This is a genomic window from Pseudomonas sp. YuFO8 (assembly GCF_035065025.1).
In the GTDB taxonomy this organism is placed as follows: domain Bacteria; phylum Pseudomonadota; class Gammaproteobacteria; order Pseudomonadales; family Pseudomonadaceae; genus Aquipseudomonas; species Aquipseudomonas putida_AE.
In genome coordinates, this window is the sequence record NZ_JAXDEQ010000007.1 from 160967 (window position 1) to 177757 (window position 16791).

Genomic DNA, 16791 nt, shown 5'->3' on the forward strand with positions numbered 1-16791 from the left:
TCGATGAAGCCGCAACTGAGTGTGTTGACCCTCTGCCTGTTGCTCGGCGCCTGTGGCAGTTCTGCCCAGCGCCCGGACAGCGGCATAACGCCGCCCGCCGCCTGGCAATCGCCGCACACCGCCGGCGCCAGCCACGACAACCAGCAATGGTGGAACCGCTTTGGCAGCCCGCAACTGGGTCGCCTGATCGAACAGGCCCGGGTGGGCAGTTACGACCTGGCCGCCGCCATCGCCCGGGTGCGCCAGGCTCAGGCGCAAACGGTGGTCGCCGCTGGTTCGCAGCTGCCGGAGGTCAAGGCCGGGCTCAATGCCAACCGGCAGAAACTGCTGCGCGGCGATGGCTACAGCCAACTGGATGCGGACAGCGACAACAGCGCCGTCGATTACTTCAACGCCAGCCTCAGTGCCAGCTACGAAATCGATTTCTGGGGTGGCCAGCGTGCGTCCCGTGACAGCGCACAATTTGCCTTGCAGGCTAGCGAGTTCGATCAGGCCACCGTCGAGTTGACGCTGCTCAGCGGCGTGGCCAACACCTATGCGCAAACCTTGTCGTTGCAGGAGCAGAGTCGCATTGCCGAGCTGAACCTGGCTAACGCGCAGAACGTGTTGAAACTGGTGCAGACCCGCTTCGACTCAGGTTCCGCGACCGCCCTGGAACTGGCCCAGCAAAAAAGCCTGGTGGCGGCGCAGCAACGCCAATTGCCCCTGGTGCAACAACAGGCCAGGGACGCGCAGATCAGCCTCGCCACCCTCCTCGGCCGCCCGGTGCAGGAACTGGCGCTGGTCCAGGAACACTTCGATCAATTGTCCTGGCCCGCCATCGACGCCGGTGTCCCCAGTGAATTGCTCAGCCGGCGCCCGGACATCGCCCGGGCCGAAGCGCAACTGGCCGCCGCCCAGGCCGACGTCACCGTCGCCCGCGCCGCCATGCTGCCGACCGTTACCCTGAGCGCGGAAATCGGCTCGGGTGCCGACAGTGCTGGCGACATCCTGCGCAGCCCTTTTTACAACCTCACCGCCGGGCTGCTGGCGCCAGTGTTCAACAACGGGCGCCTGGGCGCTCAACGCGACAAGGCTTTGGGCCGCCAGGAAGAACTGCTGGAGACCTATCGCGGGGCGATCATCAATGGATTCGCCGACGTGGAAAAAGCCCTCAACAGCATTCGCGGGCTGGACGGACAGCGGCAATGGCAAAGCGAGGAACTGAGCCAGGCGCAGACCGCGTTCAACATTGCGCAAAGCCGTTATGAAGCGGGGGCCGAGGATTTGCTGACGGTGCTGGAGACGCAACGCACGCTGTATGCGGCGCAGGATTTGAATGTGCAGCTGAGGTTGGCGCGGATGCAGGCGAGTATTGCGTTGTACAAGGCGCTTGGCGGTGGGTGGCAGGCCTTGTGATCGTGATATTGCCGCAATACCTGTAGGAGCTGGCTTGCCAGCGAAGAGGCCGGCACATCCAATATCAATATCTCCTGTCTGGCCGCCTTCGCTGGCAAGCCAGCTCCTACAGGTTTTTTGTGTGCCGCATGGTTGGGGGGCGGTTAACTCGAAACCGTCTTGGCCTTCAGATTCCGCGCATACCAAGGCCGCTGCGGCACCTTGCGCAACAGATCCGCGAGCTTCTTTTCATCCTCACCAAAGGTAATCCGCAACGCCAGTTTCATGGTCTCCGGGTCCATCTCCACCGACTTCCCCGCCTGCAACCCCGGCGTGGTGCTGCAACCATGGGTCCCCGGGCCGAGCCACGGATCATCGATCTCGACCCACCGCCCCGGCGCGAACCATTGCACGCCATTGACCTCAAGCCGACTCACCTCCCCCGGATGAAAACGCTCATGGGCGCGGAACCAGTCTTCCAGGCGATCGTCGATCCAGCCGTGGAAGTGCCAGAACACCGGGTTCACATGGGACGAGAACGGATCGCCGAGGAAGTCGTTTTCCGGCGCATACCAGCGCGCGGAAAAGTCCGACGGATCGCGGGCGAACGGTACCGGCTGGCCGTTGGACGGATCGCGCGGCACCGAGGCCCAACGCATGTGCAGCCAGTCGTGCAGGCCCAACTCGACCTCTGAGCCGAACTGCCCCAGGGTCAGCTTCGACAGGTAACGCGGATCGCGGTATTGCGACTCCCAGACCTGGAAATTGCTGTGGTAGGTCTCGGCGGTCTTGATGTCGCTGACCCACTGCGAATACTCGTCATCGTCTTCGGCCAACCAGGTCGGCGGCAGCGCCGTACCGTCGTGGTTGTCGAAATAATTGGCGAAGCCGATGCGGTCCCGGGCCAGCTCCGGTTGCGGCAAGGGGAACTGCGTCCACGACGGCAAGTCCATCATCGAACGCGCCGTGCCGAGCATGTGCCGGTGCATGAAGAAAAAGTCCACCCCCGAGCCGTTGCGATCCTTGCGCTTGCCCCGGGCGTCACGCTCCTGGTCCCGCGGCCCGGGCTGCCAGCCGATGCCGCGCAAGGCGTTGCGTTTGTCTTCGGGCAAGGTGTGCCATTTGTCCCGGGACGCATGCCAGAGCTGGTGGAACAACCGATGTTCCTGGGACGTCAGCCAGGCCAGCAGTGGCGGATTCAGACCGGTTCGCTCGCGGGCTTCGGGGAACACTTTCTTGACCGCGACGAAGCGATTGTCCTGGGCCGTCAGCATCAAGGGACGATCCAGATCCAGCACGCGACCACTGAGGCTGCCGCTGCCGGCGTTACCGAAACCGGCCCAGACTTCGTCCAGTGCCATGCTGAATTCGTAATCACAGCTGCCACCGGCGCTGAGCAAGCGCCAACTCAATTGGGCCGGCTTGACCCCGGCCACATCGCCGAGCACCCGATAACGCGGCGCTTCGCTGCCACGCAAACGCTCGGCGGTGTCGAGAAAGCCGATCAGGCCACGGCCCTTGTGGCCGATGTCGAGAAACAGCTCCAACCCGTCCTGTGGCAAGCCCTCAAGCCCGGCATCGCGACCTTCGAAACGGATCTGCCAGACCCCGCGCAAGGTGTCCGCCAGGCGTTGACCGGCGACATCCGCCACATCGAATGAAGCTTCCCCCGGCGTGATCGTCGGGTCCGGCTTCGTCCATTCACGATGCCCATAAAAAGCCGCAGGCACGGCAGCGCCGGTCAGCGCCAGGCCTGCCATGAACCATCGTCGAGAAATCGTCATTGCCCTACCTGTGTCAGCCATGAAGCAGGCTTTATCCAAGCTAGAACGTATGTTGCCCGCACAAATTTAAAAGCGGTCTACTGTAGGAGCTGGCTTGCCAGCGAAGAGGCCAGCACAAACACTAAATTCCTTCCTCGGCCACTCGTTCCCCCCAGATAGCAAAGGCGAACCTGACTGAGACGGCAATGACAAAACCACGTTCGAAAAAGGCTCTTTTCATCGGCCTGCCGCTGGCCCTGGCGATCAGCGCGGGCGCAGGCTTTGCTGCCTGGGACTACTGGTTCAAGGACAATTCCGGCTACCCGGTCAAGGTGATGAAACAGGCCGATGATCTGCATGAGCGCCTTCTCTCGTTCGACAGCCACATCACCATCCCCATGGACTTCGGCACCGCCGGCAATGAAGCCGACAAGGACGGCAGCGGCCAGTTCGACCTGGTCAAGAGCGGGCGCGGACGCCTGTCCGGCGCGGCCCTGACGATTTTCGGCTGGCCGGAAATCTGGAACGGCGCCAACGCGCCGCATCGCCCCACCGCCGGGTTCATCGAAGAGGCACGCTTCGAGCAGGAAACCCGCTACAAGATCATCAGCGCCCTGGTGCGGGATTTTCCCAATCAGGCCGCCATCGCCTACACCCCCGACGACTTCCGCCGCCTGCATGGCGAAGGCAAGTTCGCGATCTTCATGAGCATGCTCAACGCCTACCCGCTGGGCAACGACCTCAACGCCCTGGACAAATGGGCGGCGCGGGGCATGCGCATGTTCGGCTTCAGTTATGTGGGCAACAACGCCTGGGCCGATTCGTCCCGGCCGTTGCCGTTCTTCAACGATTCCCGGGACGCCCTCGGCGGTCTCTCGGACATCGGCAAGCAAGCCGTGCAGCGCCTCAACGACCTCGGCGTGATCATCGATGTGTCGCAGATGTCGACCAAGGCCCTGGAGCAAGTGGCCCGTTTGAGCCGCACGCCGATGGTCGCCTCGCACTCTGCCCCGCGCGCCCTGGTGGACATCCCGCGCAACCTTAGCGACCACGAGATGCAGCTGATCAAGGACAGCGGCGGCGTGGTGCAGATTGTCGGTTTCCCGACCTACATCCGCCCGCTGAGCCAGGCCACCCAGGACAAACTCAACGCCCTGCGTGCGCGTTTCGACCTGCAACCGCTGCAGGGACTGGAGATGGCGTTGATGCCGGGCGACCCGATCATCACCGTGTGGTCTGAGCAACGGTTCGGCGAATACGCCAGCGAGCTCTACGCGATCGTCGACGAAGAACCCAAGGCCACCCTCAAGGACTATGGCGACGCGATCGACTACGCGGTGAAGAAAATCGGCATCGATCACGTCGGCATCAGCTCCGACTTCAACGATGGCGGCGGCCTGGACGGCTGGAAGGACGTCAGCGAGGCACGCAACGTGACCGCCGAGTTGATCAGCCGCGGTTACAGCGAGGCTGATATCGCCAAGCTCTGGGGCGGCAACTTCCTGCGGGTCTGGGACCAGGTCGAGAAATCCGCCCGGCCCGTCGCGAAAAACTGATGCCACTTTTGCCAAGCGAAGCCCAAGCCATGACCAACCGTCGTTCCTTCCTCAAGCAGGCCGGCATTCTCGCCGCCGGCCTGCCCCTGGCTGCTGGCGTGAACCTGCCGGCGCTGGCCGGCAATCCCCAGCCCTTGCCAAAGGGCAAATGGGCGCAATTGCGCTCGTTGTTCAATCAGGACCCGGACTACCTCCATTTCGCCAATTTCCTCGTCACCTCGCACCCCACGCCGGTGCGCAACGCGATCGACATGCACCGCGCCAACATCGACCGCAACCCTGGCCGGGCCATGGACTGGGACCTGCAGGAAACCGAGAAACGCGAGCACAACGTGCGGGTCTGGGCCGGTCGTTACCTCAATGCCAAGCCTGAGCAGATCGCGCTGACCGGCAGCACCACAGAAGGCCTGGCGATGATCTATGGCGGCATTCATGTGCGCCCGGACCAGGAAATCCTGGTCAGCGAACACGAACACTACTCGACCAACTACACCCTGGAATTTCGTCAGCAACGCCAGGGGACCCAGGTGCGCAAGCTCAAGCTGTTCGACAACAGCCGCGACGTTTCCGTGGATGAAGTGCTCGCTTCGATCACACAGGGCATCCGCCCCGAGACCCGTGTGCTGGGCATGACCTGGGTGCAATCGGGCAGCGGCGTGAAGCTGCCGATCGGCGAAATCGGCAAGCTGGTCGAAGAGTTGAACCGCCAGCGCGACGAGAAAGACCGCATCCTCTATGTGGTCGACGGCGTGCACGGCTTTGGCGTCGAGGACCTCGACTTTCCCGACATGCACTGCGACTTCTTCATCGCCGGCACCCACAAATGGATGTTCGGCCCCCGGGGTACCGGGATCATCTGCGCCCGCTCCGCCGAGGTCAGGGACGTCACGCCGATCATTCCGACCTTCAGCGAATCCAGCGACTTCGCCACCATCATGACCCCCGGCGGCTATCACAGCTTCGAACACCGCTGGGCCGCAGACGAAGCATTCAAGCTGCACCTGGACCTGGGCAAGGCCGAGGTCCAGGCGCGCATCCATGAACTCAACAGCTATGCCAAAAATCGCCTGCTGGAACAGCCGCTGATCGAACTGGTCACGCCAAAGAGCCCGCAATTGTCCGCCGGCTTCACCTTCTTCCGGATCAAGGGCCAGGACTGCGAAAAGGTCGCCGTCCAACTGATGCAGAACCGCGTGGTCTGCGACTCGGTGGACCGCGACGTCGGCCCGGTGATCCGCATCGCCCCCGGCCTGCTCAACAACGAACACGAAATCGACCGCTTCATGGCCCTGCTGAACAAAACCGCCTGAAGGCATGACGCGAAACCCTGTGGGAGCGGGCTTGCTCGCGAATGCGGTGTGTCAGTCGACACTCATGTTGCCTGACACACCGCATTCGCGAGCAAGCCCGCTCCCACATTGGACCTCGCACGACACCCGTTTTTTCTTCGATCGAGATGAGTCATGAACCGAAATCTGCTGACCGTTGGATTGGCTGCCCTCCTCGCCAGCCTGCTGCCATCTGCCGTACAGGCCGCCACCGCCCCGCCAGCGGGCAAGGTATTCAAGGACTGCAAGAACTGCCCGGAAATGGTCGTGCTGCCCGCCGGGACCTTCACCATGGGCACCCCCGATGACGAAGTCGGCCGCGAGCCCGATGAAGGTCCGATGCATGAAGTCACCTTCGCCAAGCCCTTCGCCATGAGCCGCTTCCAGATCACCGCCGGTGAGTGGGACAGCTATGTGAAAGAAAGCGGCGTGACCATCGCCAACGGCGATACCCGCCCAGGCCGCGAGTGCGTCGCCAGCAAGCCGCGCTACCCGCAGAGCCCGCGCCAGCCGGCGGTGTGCATGAACTTCGACGACGTGAAAAACTATGTCGCCTGGCTGTCGAAAAAAACCGGGCAGAAGTACGGCATGGTCAGCGAGGCCCAACGTGAATACGCCGCACGCGCAGGCACCAAAGGCCCATTCCCCTTCCCGTTCGATGAAGGCAAGGGATACAGCATCGCCAAACACGCCAACACCTACGGCCCGGCCGACGGTTTCAGCTTCAGCTCGCCGGTGGGCAGCTACCCACCGAACGCCTTCGGCATGTATGACATGCACGGCAACGTCTATGAATGGGTCGAAGACTGCGAACACCCGAACTACGTCGGCGCCCCCACCGACGGCAGCGCCTGGCTGGAAGCCAACTGCGAAGCCGTGCGCATCCGCGGCAACGACTGGGGTGAAGCCCCGGTGTTCTCCCGCTCAGGCAACCGCAACAGCCAGTACCCGCAGGAACGTGGGGACTGGATGGGCTTTCGCGTAATCCGCCAGCTCTAAGGCGTACCACTTTCCCCCTGTGGGAGCCAGCCTGCTGGCGATGACGACTTTTCAGTCAATAAAGATGTCGACTGACCGTCCGCCATCGCCAGCAGGCTGGCTCCCACAGGGTTTTGCGGTGTGAGCAACCTCACCGCCAATCAGCACTGTCTAAATTAACCCCTCGACCAGACGTTCTACTGGGTATCTGCCTTCCGACCCAAGGAACCGTCTTCCATGACCCAGCCCACCCGCGGCGCCATCGGCGAACTGTTCGCCCTGCTCAAACCCTTTCGACTCATCGTCGCCGCGTCCATTTTCCTGGGCATGGTCGGCGGCCTGAGCGTCACGGTGTTGCTGGCGACCATCAACAATGCCCTGCATTCGGACAGTGGCCTGACCCAGGGCGTGGTCGCGCTGTTCGCCGGCCTGTGCCTGCTGGCGCTGGCCAGTTCCATCTGCTCGGACATCGGCACCAACTACGTCGGCCAGCACATCATTGCCAAGCTGCGCAAACAGTTGGGCGAGAAGGTGCTGTCGGCGCCGATCGAACAGATCGAGCGCTATCGCAGCCATCGCCTGATCCCGGTGCTGACCCACGATGTCGACACCATCAGCGACTTCGCCTTCGCCTTCGCGCCGCTGGCGATTTCCGTCACCGTGACCCTGGGTTGCATGGGTTACCTGGCGATCCTGTCGTGGCCGATGTTCCTGATCATGGTCGCCGCGATCCTGATCGGCACCGCGATCCAGGCCTATGCCCAGAGCAAGGGCGTGCAAGGTTTCATGGCCGCCCGCGAGGCTGAAGACGAGCTGCAAAAGCACTACAACGCGATTGCCGAAGGCGCCAAGGAACTGCGCATTCATCGCCCACGCCGCCAGCGCATGTTCACCGCGGGCATCAAGGGCACCGCCGAGTTCATCTGCAACACCCAGGTGCGCTCGATCAACACCTTCGTCATCGCCAAGACCTTCGGCTCGATGCTGTTCTTCGTGGTCATCGGCCTGGCCCTGGCCCTGCAAACCTTCTGGCCTAGCGCCGACAAAACCGTGATGAGCGGCTTTGTCCTGGTGCTGCTGTACATGAAAGGCCCGCTGGAGCACTTGATCAGCACCCTGCCGATCGTCAGCCGCGCGCAGATCGCCTTCCGCCGCATCGCCGAACTGTCCGAACAGTTTTCCACCCCGGAACCGCACCTGCTGCTCAGCGACCAGGGCAAGGTCAAACAGACCGTGCACGAACTGCAACTGGCGGACGTACGCTACGCCTTCCCGGCGGTCGAGGGCGCGGCGCCGTTCCAGCTGGGCCCGGTCAACCTGTCGATCAAGCAGGGCGACATCACCTTCATCGTCGGCGAGAACGGCTGTGGCAAGACCACCCTGATCAAGTTGCTGCTGGGTCTATACACGCCGCAACAGGGGCAGATCCGGGTCAACGGCGAGGCCATCGACGCGCACAACCGCGACGACTATCGCCAGCTGTTCACCACCATCTTTGCCGACTACTACCTGTTCGACGACGTGGTCCAGGGCGATACGCATATCCCCGAAGACGCCAACAAGTACCTGCAGCGCCTGGAGATCGCGCACAAGGTCAGCGTCAAGGACGGCAACTTCACCACCACCGACCTGTCCACCGGCCAGCGCAAGCGCCTGGCGCTGGTCAATGCCTGGCTGGAAGAGCGTCCTGTGCTGGTGTTCGACGAGTGGGCGGCCGACCAGGACCCGACCTTCCGGCGGATTTTCTACACCGAGCTGCTGCCGGACCTCAAGCGCCTGGGCAAGACCATCATCGTGATCTCCCACGACGACCGCTACTTCGACGTCGCCGACCAACTGGTGCGCATGGAAAGCGGACGGGTCGTGACCGAGCTGACAACCGCCTGAACAAGTCTGGCGCCATTCAAATGTGGGAGCGGGCTTGCTCGCGAAAGCGTCGTGTCAGGCGACATTAATGCTGACTGGCACACCGCCTTCGCGAGCAAGCCCGCTCCCACAGGTTTTGCGCAGTTCCGAACCTTCAAAAATTATTTTTCCGGTTTCCTGTCAGTGCTCCGTCTTAATAATCATTCCCATTAACAAAAACTTCACAAAACACTTTTCAGGAGCACAGGCAAGTAATGCGATCTCTTCCACGCCGTACACCTCTCGCGCTGGCCGTACAGCGCCCGTCACTGCATAAAACCCTGTTGACCAGCGTTCTGCTGACCGCCACCTTGCTGGGGAGCTCGATGGCCAATGCTGCACCTGTGAAAGTCAGTATTTCGGTTCAGCCGCTGTCCAGCGCCCTGAGCCAGCTGGGCATGCAGACCAACCTGCAGATCCTCTACAGCCCGGACCAGGTGGCCGGCATCAAGTCCCGTGCGGTGTCCGGCTCGCTGGAGCCTTCCGCGGCCCTGGCCGAGATGCTCAAGGGCACCGGCATTTCGTTCCAGATCAACGGCAACAGCGTGACGCTGGTGTCCGGCGGCTCGTCGAGCCTGCAACTGGGCGCCACCACCATTTCCGGCCAGGCCCTGGGCCTGACCACTGAAGGCACCGGTTCCTACACCACGGGCGCGACCACCACCGCCACCAAGCTGCCACTGACCATTCGCGAAACGCCGCAGTCGGTGACCGTGGTGACCCGTCAGCAGATGGACGATCAAGGCTCAAAGAGTGTGGGTGATGTCCTGCGTAACACGCCCGGCGTCACCATGCAGAAGTACGACAGCGACCGTACCGAGTTTTCCACCCGTGGCTTTGCCATCACCAACTTTCAGTACGATGGCGTCAACATTCCCTACGACGGTGTCTACGGTGAAAACCCGAACAACAGCGACGACTCCGCCAGCCTCGACCGCATCGAAGTCATCAAGGGCTCGACCGGCCTGATGACCGGCGCTGGTGACCCGGCCGCCACCGTCAACCTGGTGCGCAAGAAACCGACCAAGGACTTCAAGGCTTCGGTCAGCGGCACTGTTGGCTCCTGGGACAATTACCGCACCGAAGGTGATATCTCCGGTTCGCTGAACGACACCGGCAGCGTGCGCGGCCGCTTTGTCGGAGCCTTGCAGGACAAGGATTCCTACATCGACCACTACAGCCAGAAGAAAGACCTGTACTACGGCATCCTCGAAGCCGACCTGACCGACGACACCTTGCTGACCCTGGGTGTGGACAGGTCCAGCGCAACCCCTCGCGGCAGTTCCTGGACCGGTAACTCACCGTTCTATAGCGACGGTGGTCGTACCGATTTCTCTCGCAGTTTCAACCCGGGTTCCGATTGGAGCCGTCGTGATTTCGACAGCACTACTTATTTCGCCTCCCTGGAACAGGCACTGGCCAACGATTGGAAACTCAAGGCCACGTTCGACCAGAAAACCACCGATCACGATACCCAACTGGCCTCCGCCAGCGGCGGTAACCCGGATCGCAACACCGGCGAAGGTATGTTCTTCTACTGGGGGCGCTGGGAAGGCCATCGCGTGCAGAACACCGCTGATGTCAACGTTTCCGGCCCGTTCAGCCTGGGCGGTCGCGAACATGAACTGGTGGCGGGTTTCATGACCTCCCATTCCCGCCAGACCGGTGCGACCTACGACAGCTCCGAGTTCGGACTGGTGCCGGGCGACATCTTCGACTGGAAAGGCCACATTGCCAAACCGGAGTTTCCGAAGAACGGCAAGTACGAACGCACCCAAAGCCAGAACGGCGCTTACCTGGCCACCCGCCTGCGTCCGACAGACGACCTGTCGTTCATCCTCGGCGGCCGTGTCAGCACCTTCAAGTACAACGAGGATTACACCTACTACCCCGGCGCCGGCCTGGCTGACACCCATGCCAGCTACAAGGAACACGGCGTCGTCACGCCTTACGCGGGTGTGGTCTATGACCTCGACGACACGTACTCGGTGTACGCCAGCTATACCAACATCTATCAGCCACAAATCTACAAGGATGCCAGCGGCAAGACCCTGGACCCGGTTGAAGGCGACAGCTACGAGACCGGTCTGAAAGCGGCCTACTTCGAAGGCAGACTGAACGCCAGCCTGGCCTTCTTCCGCATTGAACAGGACAACGTCGCCCAGTACGTCACCACGGATACCACCACCGGCCAGGACGTTTACAAGCCAATCTCCGGCGCCACCACCGAGGGTGTAGAACTGGAAATGGCCGGCGAACTGGCCGAAGGCTGGAACCTGTCGGCTGGCTACACCTACGCGCGTTCGCGTGACGATGACGAACAACGCATCTACGGCTTCCCATTGGCCACCACTAAACCGGAACACGTCGTGCGTACGTTCACCACCTACCGCCTGCCCGGCGCCCTGGATCAGGTCACCGTCGGTGGTGGCGTCAGCTGGCAGAGCGCCTTCTACGGCCAGAGCTTCAACCCGAGCGTGGATGGCAGCGGTCAAGGTGCAACCGCCACTCTCAAGCAAGGCGGCTACACCCTCGTCGACCTGATGACCCGTTACCAGTACGACGAACACCTGAGCTTCACCGCCAACGCCTACAACGTCTTCGACAAGAAGTACCTGACAGGCCTGGGCAACTTCGGCACCACCTTCTACGGCGAGCCGCGTAACTTTCAACTCACGGCCAAGTACGACTTCTGAGTCGCTGAGCTGAAATGAAAAATGCCCGCATTGAGAGATGCGGGCATTTTTTTATGGGCGTTATTTCAGAATCAAAAGATCGCAGCCTTCGGCAGCTCCTACAGGGTGTACGCATTCCCCTGTAGGACCTGCCGAAGGCTGCGATCTTTTGATCTTCTATCCCGCCGAATCAATTCGATCCAACGCGCGATTGACCGCCAACTCCCCAAGCATGATCACCTGGGCAATCCCCAACAGTGAATTGCGGCCAGTCCCCTGCATATGATCCGCCAGATCCAACGCCATGACGTTTGCCGAAGCCAGCGACTCACAGGCGTGGGCCAGCAGGGTTTCGACATCGAGTTCAGGGTTGACGATGAACATGCTGCAGAGTTTGCGTGGGGTGGCTTGAATGTCGGCAGCCGAGGGGATGCGGTCGTTGGGATTGTTAGATTCGGAATTTTCCGATGAGGGTGTCGGATCAGTGTGCTGGGGATTCGGCGTTTCTCTGATCATATGCTGATTACTCCTGATTGGAGCCGCCAACCCTTCTCTACTAAAAGAAGGGTGGCGGCTGGACGCAGGTTAGTAGACCGGGGAGATCAGCATTTACCGGCGCGCCGAAGCGCCCTGCGCCAGCCACCATCAAGATCAGGGATGGGATACCTGATTGACAGAGCCTGTACACCTTACTGATAACACCACGAGCTACTAAACCCGATCACTGACAATCAGTGACCCGATCCAAGTTACCGAGCAGCCCCAAGGCGCACAAGCCGGCGGATTCTGGAGTACATGTAGGCAACGACGCAAGGCGATGTGGGCCTTCTGACAAAGATTAGGATGTTCAGAAGCGTCCTACGCATCCATCAGAAAAGCCCTATTTCCACTTCGACCGACTTCGTAAAAGCTTGCGAGCGTTGGCACGTGGATGGTCATAAAAATCCCCTGATGCCTGAGCGCCCGCCAGCCTCCTGAAGCTAACAGTTCCTCTGCCTGATCCCCTTCCATTACAAGGAGCGTACACATCATGGGAAAGCTGCTCGACTGGATTTTTGGACGCCACTACGACTCAAGCACCCCCAGGACCATGCCCTCGGTGTGGCCTACCCCCGACACCCAGCCCATCACCCCGCCGACGGCCTCGAAAACCGACGGCTTGCCGCCACTGAAAAACTGGTGCCACCCGTTCAAGGACACGCGCGACCCACTGCAGCAGTTGACCCACCTTGCCAACGCCACCGCCGGTTATTACCCTCTGGGCCGCAATGGCCTGTGGCACGGCGGCGTGCATTTCGACAGCGGTACCGCCGTGGGCCTGGAGCAATCCAGCGTGCACTGCCTGGCCGACGGCGAAGTGGTGGCTTACCGCATCGACCAGGAATCGCCGAAGACGACCTACTACGACCACAAGATCACCGTCGCCAAACCCTTCTCGCGCAACTTCGTGCTGGTCCGCCATCGCCTGCAGCCGCCGAAGATCCAGGGCTGCACGGACAAGCCGCCGAGCCTGGTCTTCTACAGCCTGTACATGCACCTGCAGGATTGGGTGAATTATGACGACGATCCGACCCTGGCGCGCCCGGGATTCTGGCCCGAAGTACATCGGGTCAAGGTGACAGCGAACGATCCACATCCCGACGATCCCGAACAACGCGGCCTGCACGTTTACTACCGCCCCCGGTCCGGCAAGGTCGCCGACTTCCTGCCCCGCGGCGCCGAGGTGGTCATCAGCGGCCAGGGCGATTACCGCCGCCTGAAAAACCGCCTGGGCCCGGCCAGCCTGAGCAACGACGACGGTTCGCTGCGCGGTTACCTCGCCTCCCGATATCTGCAGTCGCAGGTTGCAGGCGAGCATCGCATCGAAACGAGGGGAGACGAGCTCAACGTGCGCCCCGAAGCGAGCCTGCGCAACGAGGCGATCAGCACGCTGCCCAATGGCACGGTTGTCACCGTCAGCGGTGAAGGCGATTTTCGCAAACTGGAACGGGTCCCGCAGTACGTACAGTTCGCGGCGCTGCAAAGCGTGTTGGAACCGCTGGCGACGGATCAGATCGTGGTCCTCGACACCCCCGTCGCGATCCAGGCCGGCGCGCTGATCGGCCACCTCGGCGATTATCACAGCGAAGGGGCGGAACGACCGGAAAAAAAGCTGCATCTGGAAACGTTCAGCGAAGAAGACGTGGAAGTCTTCATCAAGGACAGTCGGGCTTGGGCCCAACGCCTGCCAGCGCGCGAGCGGACCTGGCTGAAACTGGCCAAGGGCACGGCCGTGATGGCGCATCGCGACGGCGCGAGCGCCACGCGCTGGCCGGTGCCGAGCGAGACCGACCCGGTGAGCGGCGCCGACCTGTTGATCCCCAAAAGCCTGCTTGAGGGCCTGTCAGCCGACGAAAAGATTTCTGTGCCTGCTACTTCTTCCGTCCGCAAGGTGATCAACTGGTACCGCCTCGACGGCCTGCTGCACGACGCTGCCGGCAATCTGCTCAACGGCTGGGTGCGTGAAGACGTGGGCAACACGCCGTGGGTCAGTCCCTGGGACTGGGAAGGCTACGAAGTCCTGCACGACTACGGTAGGCCCATCCATGCCATGGCGTCGTTCATGCGCAGCATGCGTCACTTCAGCGAGGCACAACTGGACCGCTACCGCTCCTTGGCCGACGACGAAGATCAGGGACCGATCAGGAGCCGCTTGTTCGACATCATCGACCCCAACCGCGTCGGCCAGATCACTGCAGACGAATTGCAAGCAGCACTCAGATTGCCGGCCCACGCGCAAGTGATCGCGCAGATGATCATTCGCAAGGAAAGCGAGTGGTTTCACCGGGCGCATGTCTGGGATGTGCTGGATGAAATGCTCGGACATAGCGGCTCGACCCCGCACTTGAACTGGCTGGCGGAGAAGCAGCGGATCAAGGAACTCAGTTGGTGGGAAGAGGTGGCGGAGAAGGTGGGGCTGCCATCGTGGGGGAAGGCGTATCACTTTCATCCGGTTGGATTGGTTGCTAGTTTCTGTTCCGCTGTCGACGAGAACGACATAAGTTGGTTAACCGTACCCTTTGGTCAGCTTACTTTCGATGTCGAAGGTAATGACATCGAAGATCCTTCCCACGCGGGACATCGTTATTTTAGTCGGAAAATTCATTGGCCCGGCGGTGCGTCTGGAGTAACGATTGGGAGAGGATACGACCTCGGACAACGTCCCTCGCCAGAAAAGGACTTGTTATCTGTGGGTATAACTGAGCCTTTATTTGGCTGGTTAATTGGCGCCAAGGGACTTAAAGGTCAAGCAGCTCAAAATTACATGGATAGCGCAAACCCTGAAATAAAATCAACATTCATATCTCGAAAGCAGCAATACGATCTATTTCTTCCAGTGTATAAATTTATGAAGGATGAAATATTGAGAATTTCACGAAAAGAGGATGTTGCAAAAATATATGGCAATCTAAGATGGGAAGCATTAAATAAAAAAATAAAGGACATATCTATAGATCTAATTTATCGTGGAGACTACACAGGCGAGACCAGAAAAATAATACAGCTATTCATGACTGAAAATAATATCGCTGGTTTCTCAGAAGCCATTTGCAATCGTGAAAACTGGTCTACTGTTCCGAACGACAGATTCAACAAACGAGCCAATTACATAAGGAGCTAATAAATGGTACGTTTAGGACTGGCGTCTTTTTTAATTTTATTTTCATTCAGCTTTGCAAAAGCCGAAATTACTAATTACTCAAATGCTTCAGAGGTAAGGTCTGGAAGAAGTGGAGGCGTACTTGTCCGCTACATCAAAACCTTTGAAGACGGATGCTTGGCGGTCGAGATTATAAAAATCAATGGCGGACTAACAGTTCTGGACGGACAGAATATTTGCAGCTTTCAAGGAAAACCTTTTTCGACAGGATTTGCTTACGCTGGCTTCCAGGACATTACTTTTGAAGAAGATGGGATTCACTTGAATTTGAGTATCACACCGCTAGAACCCATAGGAGAGCAGTTACGAAAATGCTGGATTCCTATCGAAAGCGGAAAATTGAGCAGCCTTGAGTGTTCCAGTCCTATCAAACAACATTGATCGGTTATATGAAATATAAGAGGAGTCGAGTCAACCGCCATTTTTATTCAGGAATGGCGGTTACTTCATTTCACATCACAACCACGACCGCACCCACCTCGCCATCTCCCGGTGAATCCCTTCCACCTCCCCCAACAACCCCGCCATGCGCAGAAAGTCATGGGTCATACCCGGCTGCTCCAGCAACGTCACCTCATTCCCCGCCGCCCGCAAACGCTCGGCATACTCAAGCCCTTCGTCATGCAACGGGTCATAACCGGCCAGGTACACCAGTGCCGGGGCCAAACCCGACAAATCCTCGGCCAGCAGCGGCGAGCAGCGCCAGTCCGCCAGGTCCTGGGGGGTGCGGGCGTAGTGGGTGTAGAACCAGTCCAGGGTCGGGGTTTCCAGCAGGTAGCCCTCGGCAAAATCCCGGTGTGAGGCGCGGTGGGTGGTGGCGTCGGTGACGGGGTAAACCAGCAGTTGCGCCTTGGGTTTCAACGCGAGTTCCTGTGGGTCGCGAACAGAGATGATCGACAACACCGTGGCCAGTGTTGCACCGACGCTGTCGCCGGCCAGGGCCACCCGTGTGGCGTCCAGGCGGCGGGTTGCGCCTTCGCGTAGCAGCCAGTTGCCGGCGTCGCAGGCGTCCTGTACCGGAGTCGGGAAGCGCCATTCTGGGGCCAGGCGATAATCGACGGTCAGCACGGCGAAACCACCCTGGGCTGCCAGGCGACGGCACAGGGCGTCGTGGGAGTCGAGGCTGCCGACCACGTAGCCGCCGCCGTGGAAATAGAGCATCACTGGTTGCAGGGCTTCGACGGTTTGGCCGTTGCGATACAGGCGTGCGGCGAGGCTGTGGCCGTCGCGGGCGGGGATGGTGAAGTTTTCGCAGGCGATATTGTCCAGCGGTGTATCGAGGAAGCTTGAGGAGGCTTCGAAGTCGATCCGTGCCTGTTGCGGGGTCTGTTCGTGCATGGGGTGACTTTTGCCGGTCAGGCGGCCGAACTCGGCGAGTTCGAGGAAAGCTTCAAGTTCTGGCAGTACGGCCATTGGAGGGATCCTTTACGCAAGAAAGTAGAAAATCTTGTAGTAAACGCGGTCCCCTGTAGGAGCTGGCTTGCCAGCGATGGATTCGAATACGCCGCG

The 16791-nt window shown here is 60.5% G+C and carries 11 protein-coding genes; 8 read left to right on the forward strand and 3 right to left on the reverse strand.

Annotated elements, in window-relative coordinates; translation table 11 throughout:
• Window positions 1–3: 3 nt before the first annotated feature.
• The gene (locus SOP95_RS09185; RefSeq protein ID WP_323606885.1) at window positions 4–1398 is read left to right on the forward strand and encodes an efflux transporter outer membrane subunit; all 1395 of its coding nucleotides are present in this window, start codon (window positions 4–6) and stop codon (window positions 1396–1398) included.
• A 143-nt stretch (window positions 1399–1541) separates the two neighbouring features.
• Here SOP95_RS09185 and pvdP read toward each other — a convergent pair whose 3' ends face one another.
• Window positions 1542–3161, reverse strand: coding sequence for a pyoverdine maturation tyrosinase PvdP (gene pvdP / locus SOP95_RS09190; RefSeq protein ID WP_323606886.1), 1620 nt, complete (start codon window positions 3159–3161; stop codon window positions 1542–1544).
• Window positions 3162–3346: 185 nt separating this feature from the next.
• Between pvdP and pvdM the strand changes: the two genes are divergently transcribed.
• The 5 genes from pvdM to SOP95_RS09215 all read left to right on the forward strand — a co-directional run bounded on the left by pvdM (window position 3347) and on the right by SOP95_RS09215 (window position 11603).
• On the forward strand, window positions 3347–4696 hold the full coding sequence (gene pvdM / locus SOP95_RS09195) for a pyoverdine-tailoring dipeptidase-like protein PvdM (RefSeq protein ID WP_323606887.1): 1350 nt from the start codon (window positions 3347–3349) through the stop codon (window positions 4694–4696).
• 29 nt (window positions 4697–4725) lie between these two features.
• Window positions 4726–6006: a pyoverdine-tailoring periplasmic protein PvdN gene (gene pvdN / locus SOP95_RS09200; protein ID WP_323606901.1), complete on the forward strand. Its 1281-nt coding sequence runs from the start codon at window positions 4726–4728 to the stop codon at window positions 6004–6006.
• 153 nt (window positions 6007–6159) lie between these two features.
• Window positions 6160–7023, forward strand: a complete 864-nt coding sequence (pvdO, locus tag SOP95_RS09205; RefSeq protein ID WP_323606888.1) for a dihydropyoverdine dehydrogenase — start codon at window positions 6160–6162, stop codon at window positions 7021–7023.
• Between the two features lie 216 nt (window positions 7024–7239).
• A complete protein-coding gene (locus SOP95_RS09210; RefSeq protein ID WP_323606889.1) occupies window positions 7240–8889 on the forward strand; it encodes a cyclic peptide export ABC transporter in 1650 nt (549 codons plus the stop codon).
• Between the two features lie 233 nt (window positions 8890–9122).
• Window positions 9123–11603, forward strand: a complete 2481-nt coding sequence (locus SOP95_RS09215) for a TonB-dependent siderophore receptor (RefSeq protein WP_323606890.1) — start codon at window positions 9123–9125, stop codon at window positions 11601–11603.
• Between the two features lie 156 nt (window positions 11604–11759).
• On the opposite strand, the gene SOP95_RS09220 is transcribed toward SOP95_RS09215, so the two are convergent.
• Complete coding sequence (locus SOP95_RS09220) at window positions 11760–12098, reverse strand: DUF6124 family protein (protein WP_323606891.1); 339 nt, start codon at window positions 12096–12098, stop codon at window positions 11760–11762.
• Window positions 12099–12612: 514 nt separating this feature from the next.
• Between SOP95_RS09220 and SOP95_RS09225 the strand changes: the two genes are divergently transcribed.
• Together SOP95_RS09225 and SOP95_RS09230 are read left to right on the forward strand one after the other, a co-directional pair.
• A complete protein-coding gene (locus SOP95_RS09225; protein WP_323606892.1) occupies window positions 12613–15243 on the forward strand; it encodes a hypothetical protein in 2631 nt (876 codons plus the stop codon).
• A gap of 3 nt (window positions 15244–15246) precedes the next feature.
• Entirely contained in the window at window positions 15247–15663 is a 417-nt protein-coding gene (locus SOP95_RS09230; RefSeq protein ID WP_323606893.1) for a hypothetical protein, read from the forward strand.
• Window positions 15664–15738: 75 nt separating this feature from the next.
• Here the strand turns inward: SOP95_RS09230 and SOP95_RS09235 are convergent, their stop codons facing one another.
• Window positions 15739–16695 carry an alpha/beta hydrolase gene (locus SOP95_RS09235; protein ID WP_323606894.1) on the reverse strand — a complete coding sequence of 319 codons (957 nt, stop codon included), beginning with the start codon at window positions 16693–16695 and terminating at the stop codon, window positions 15739–15741.
• Window positions 16696–16791: the final 96 nt, after the last annotated feature.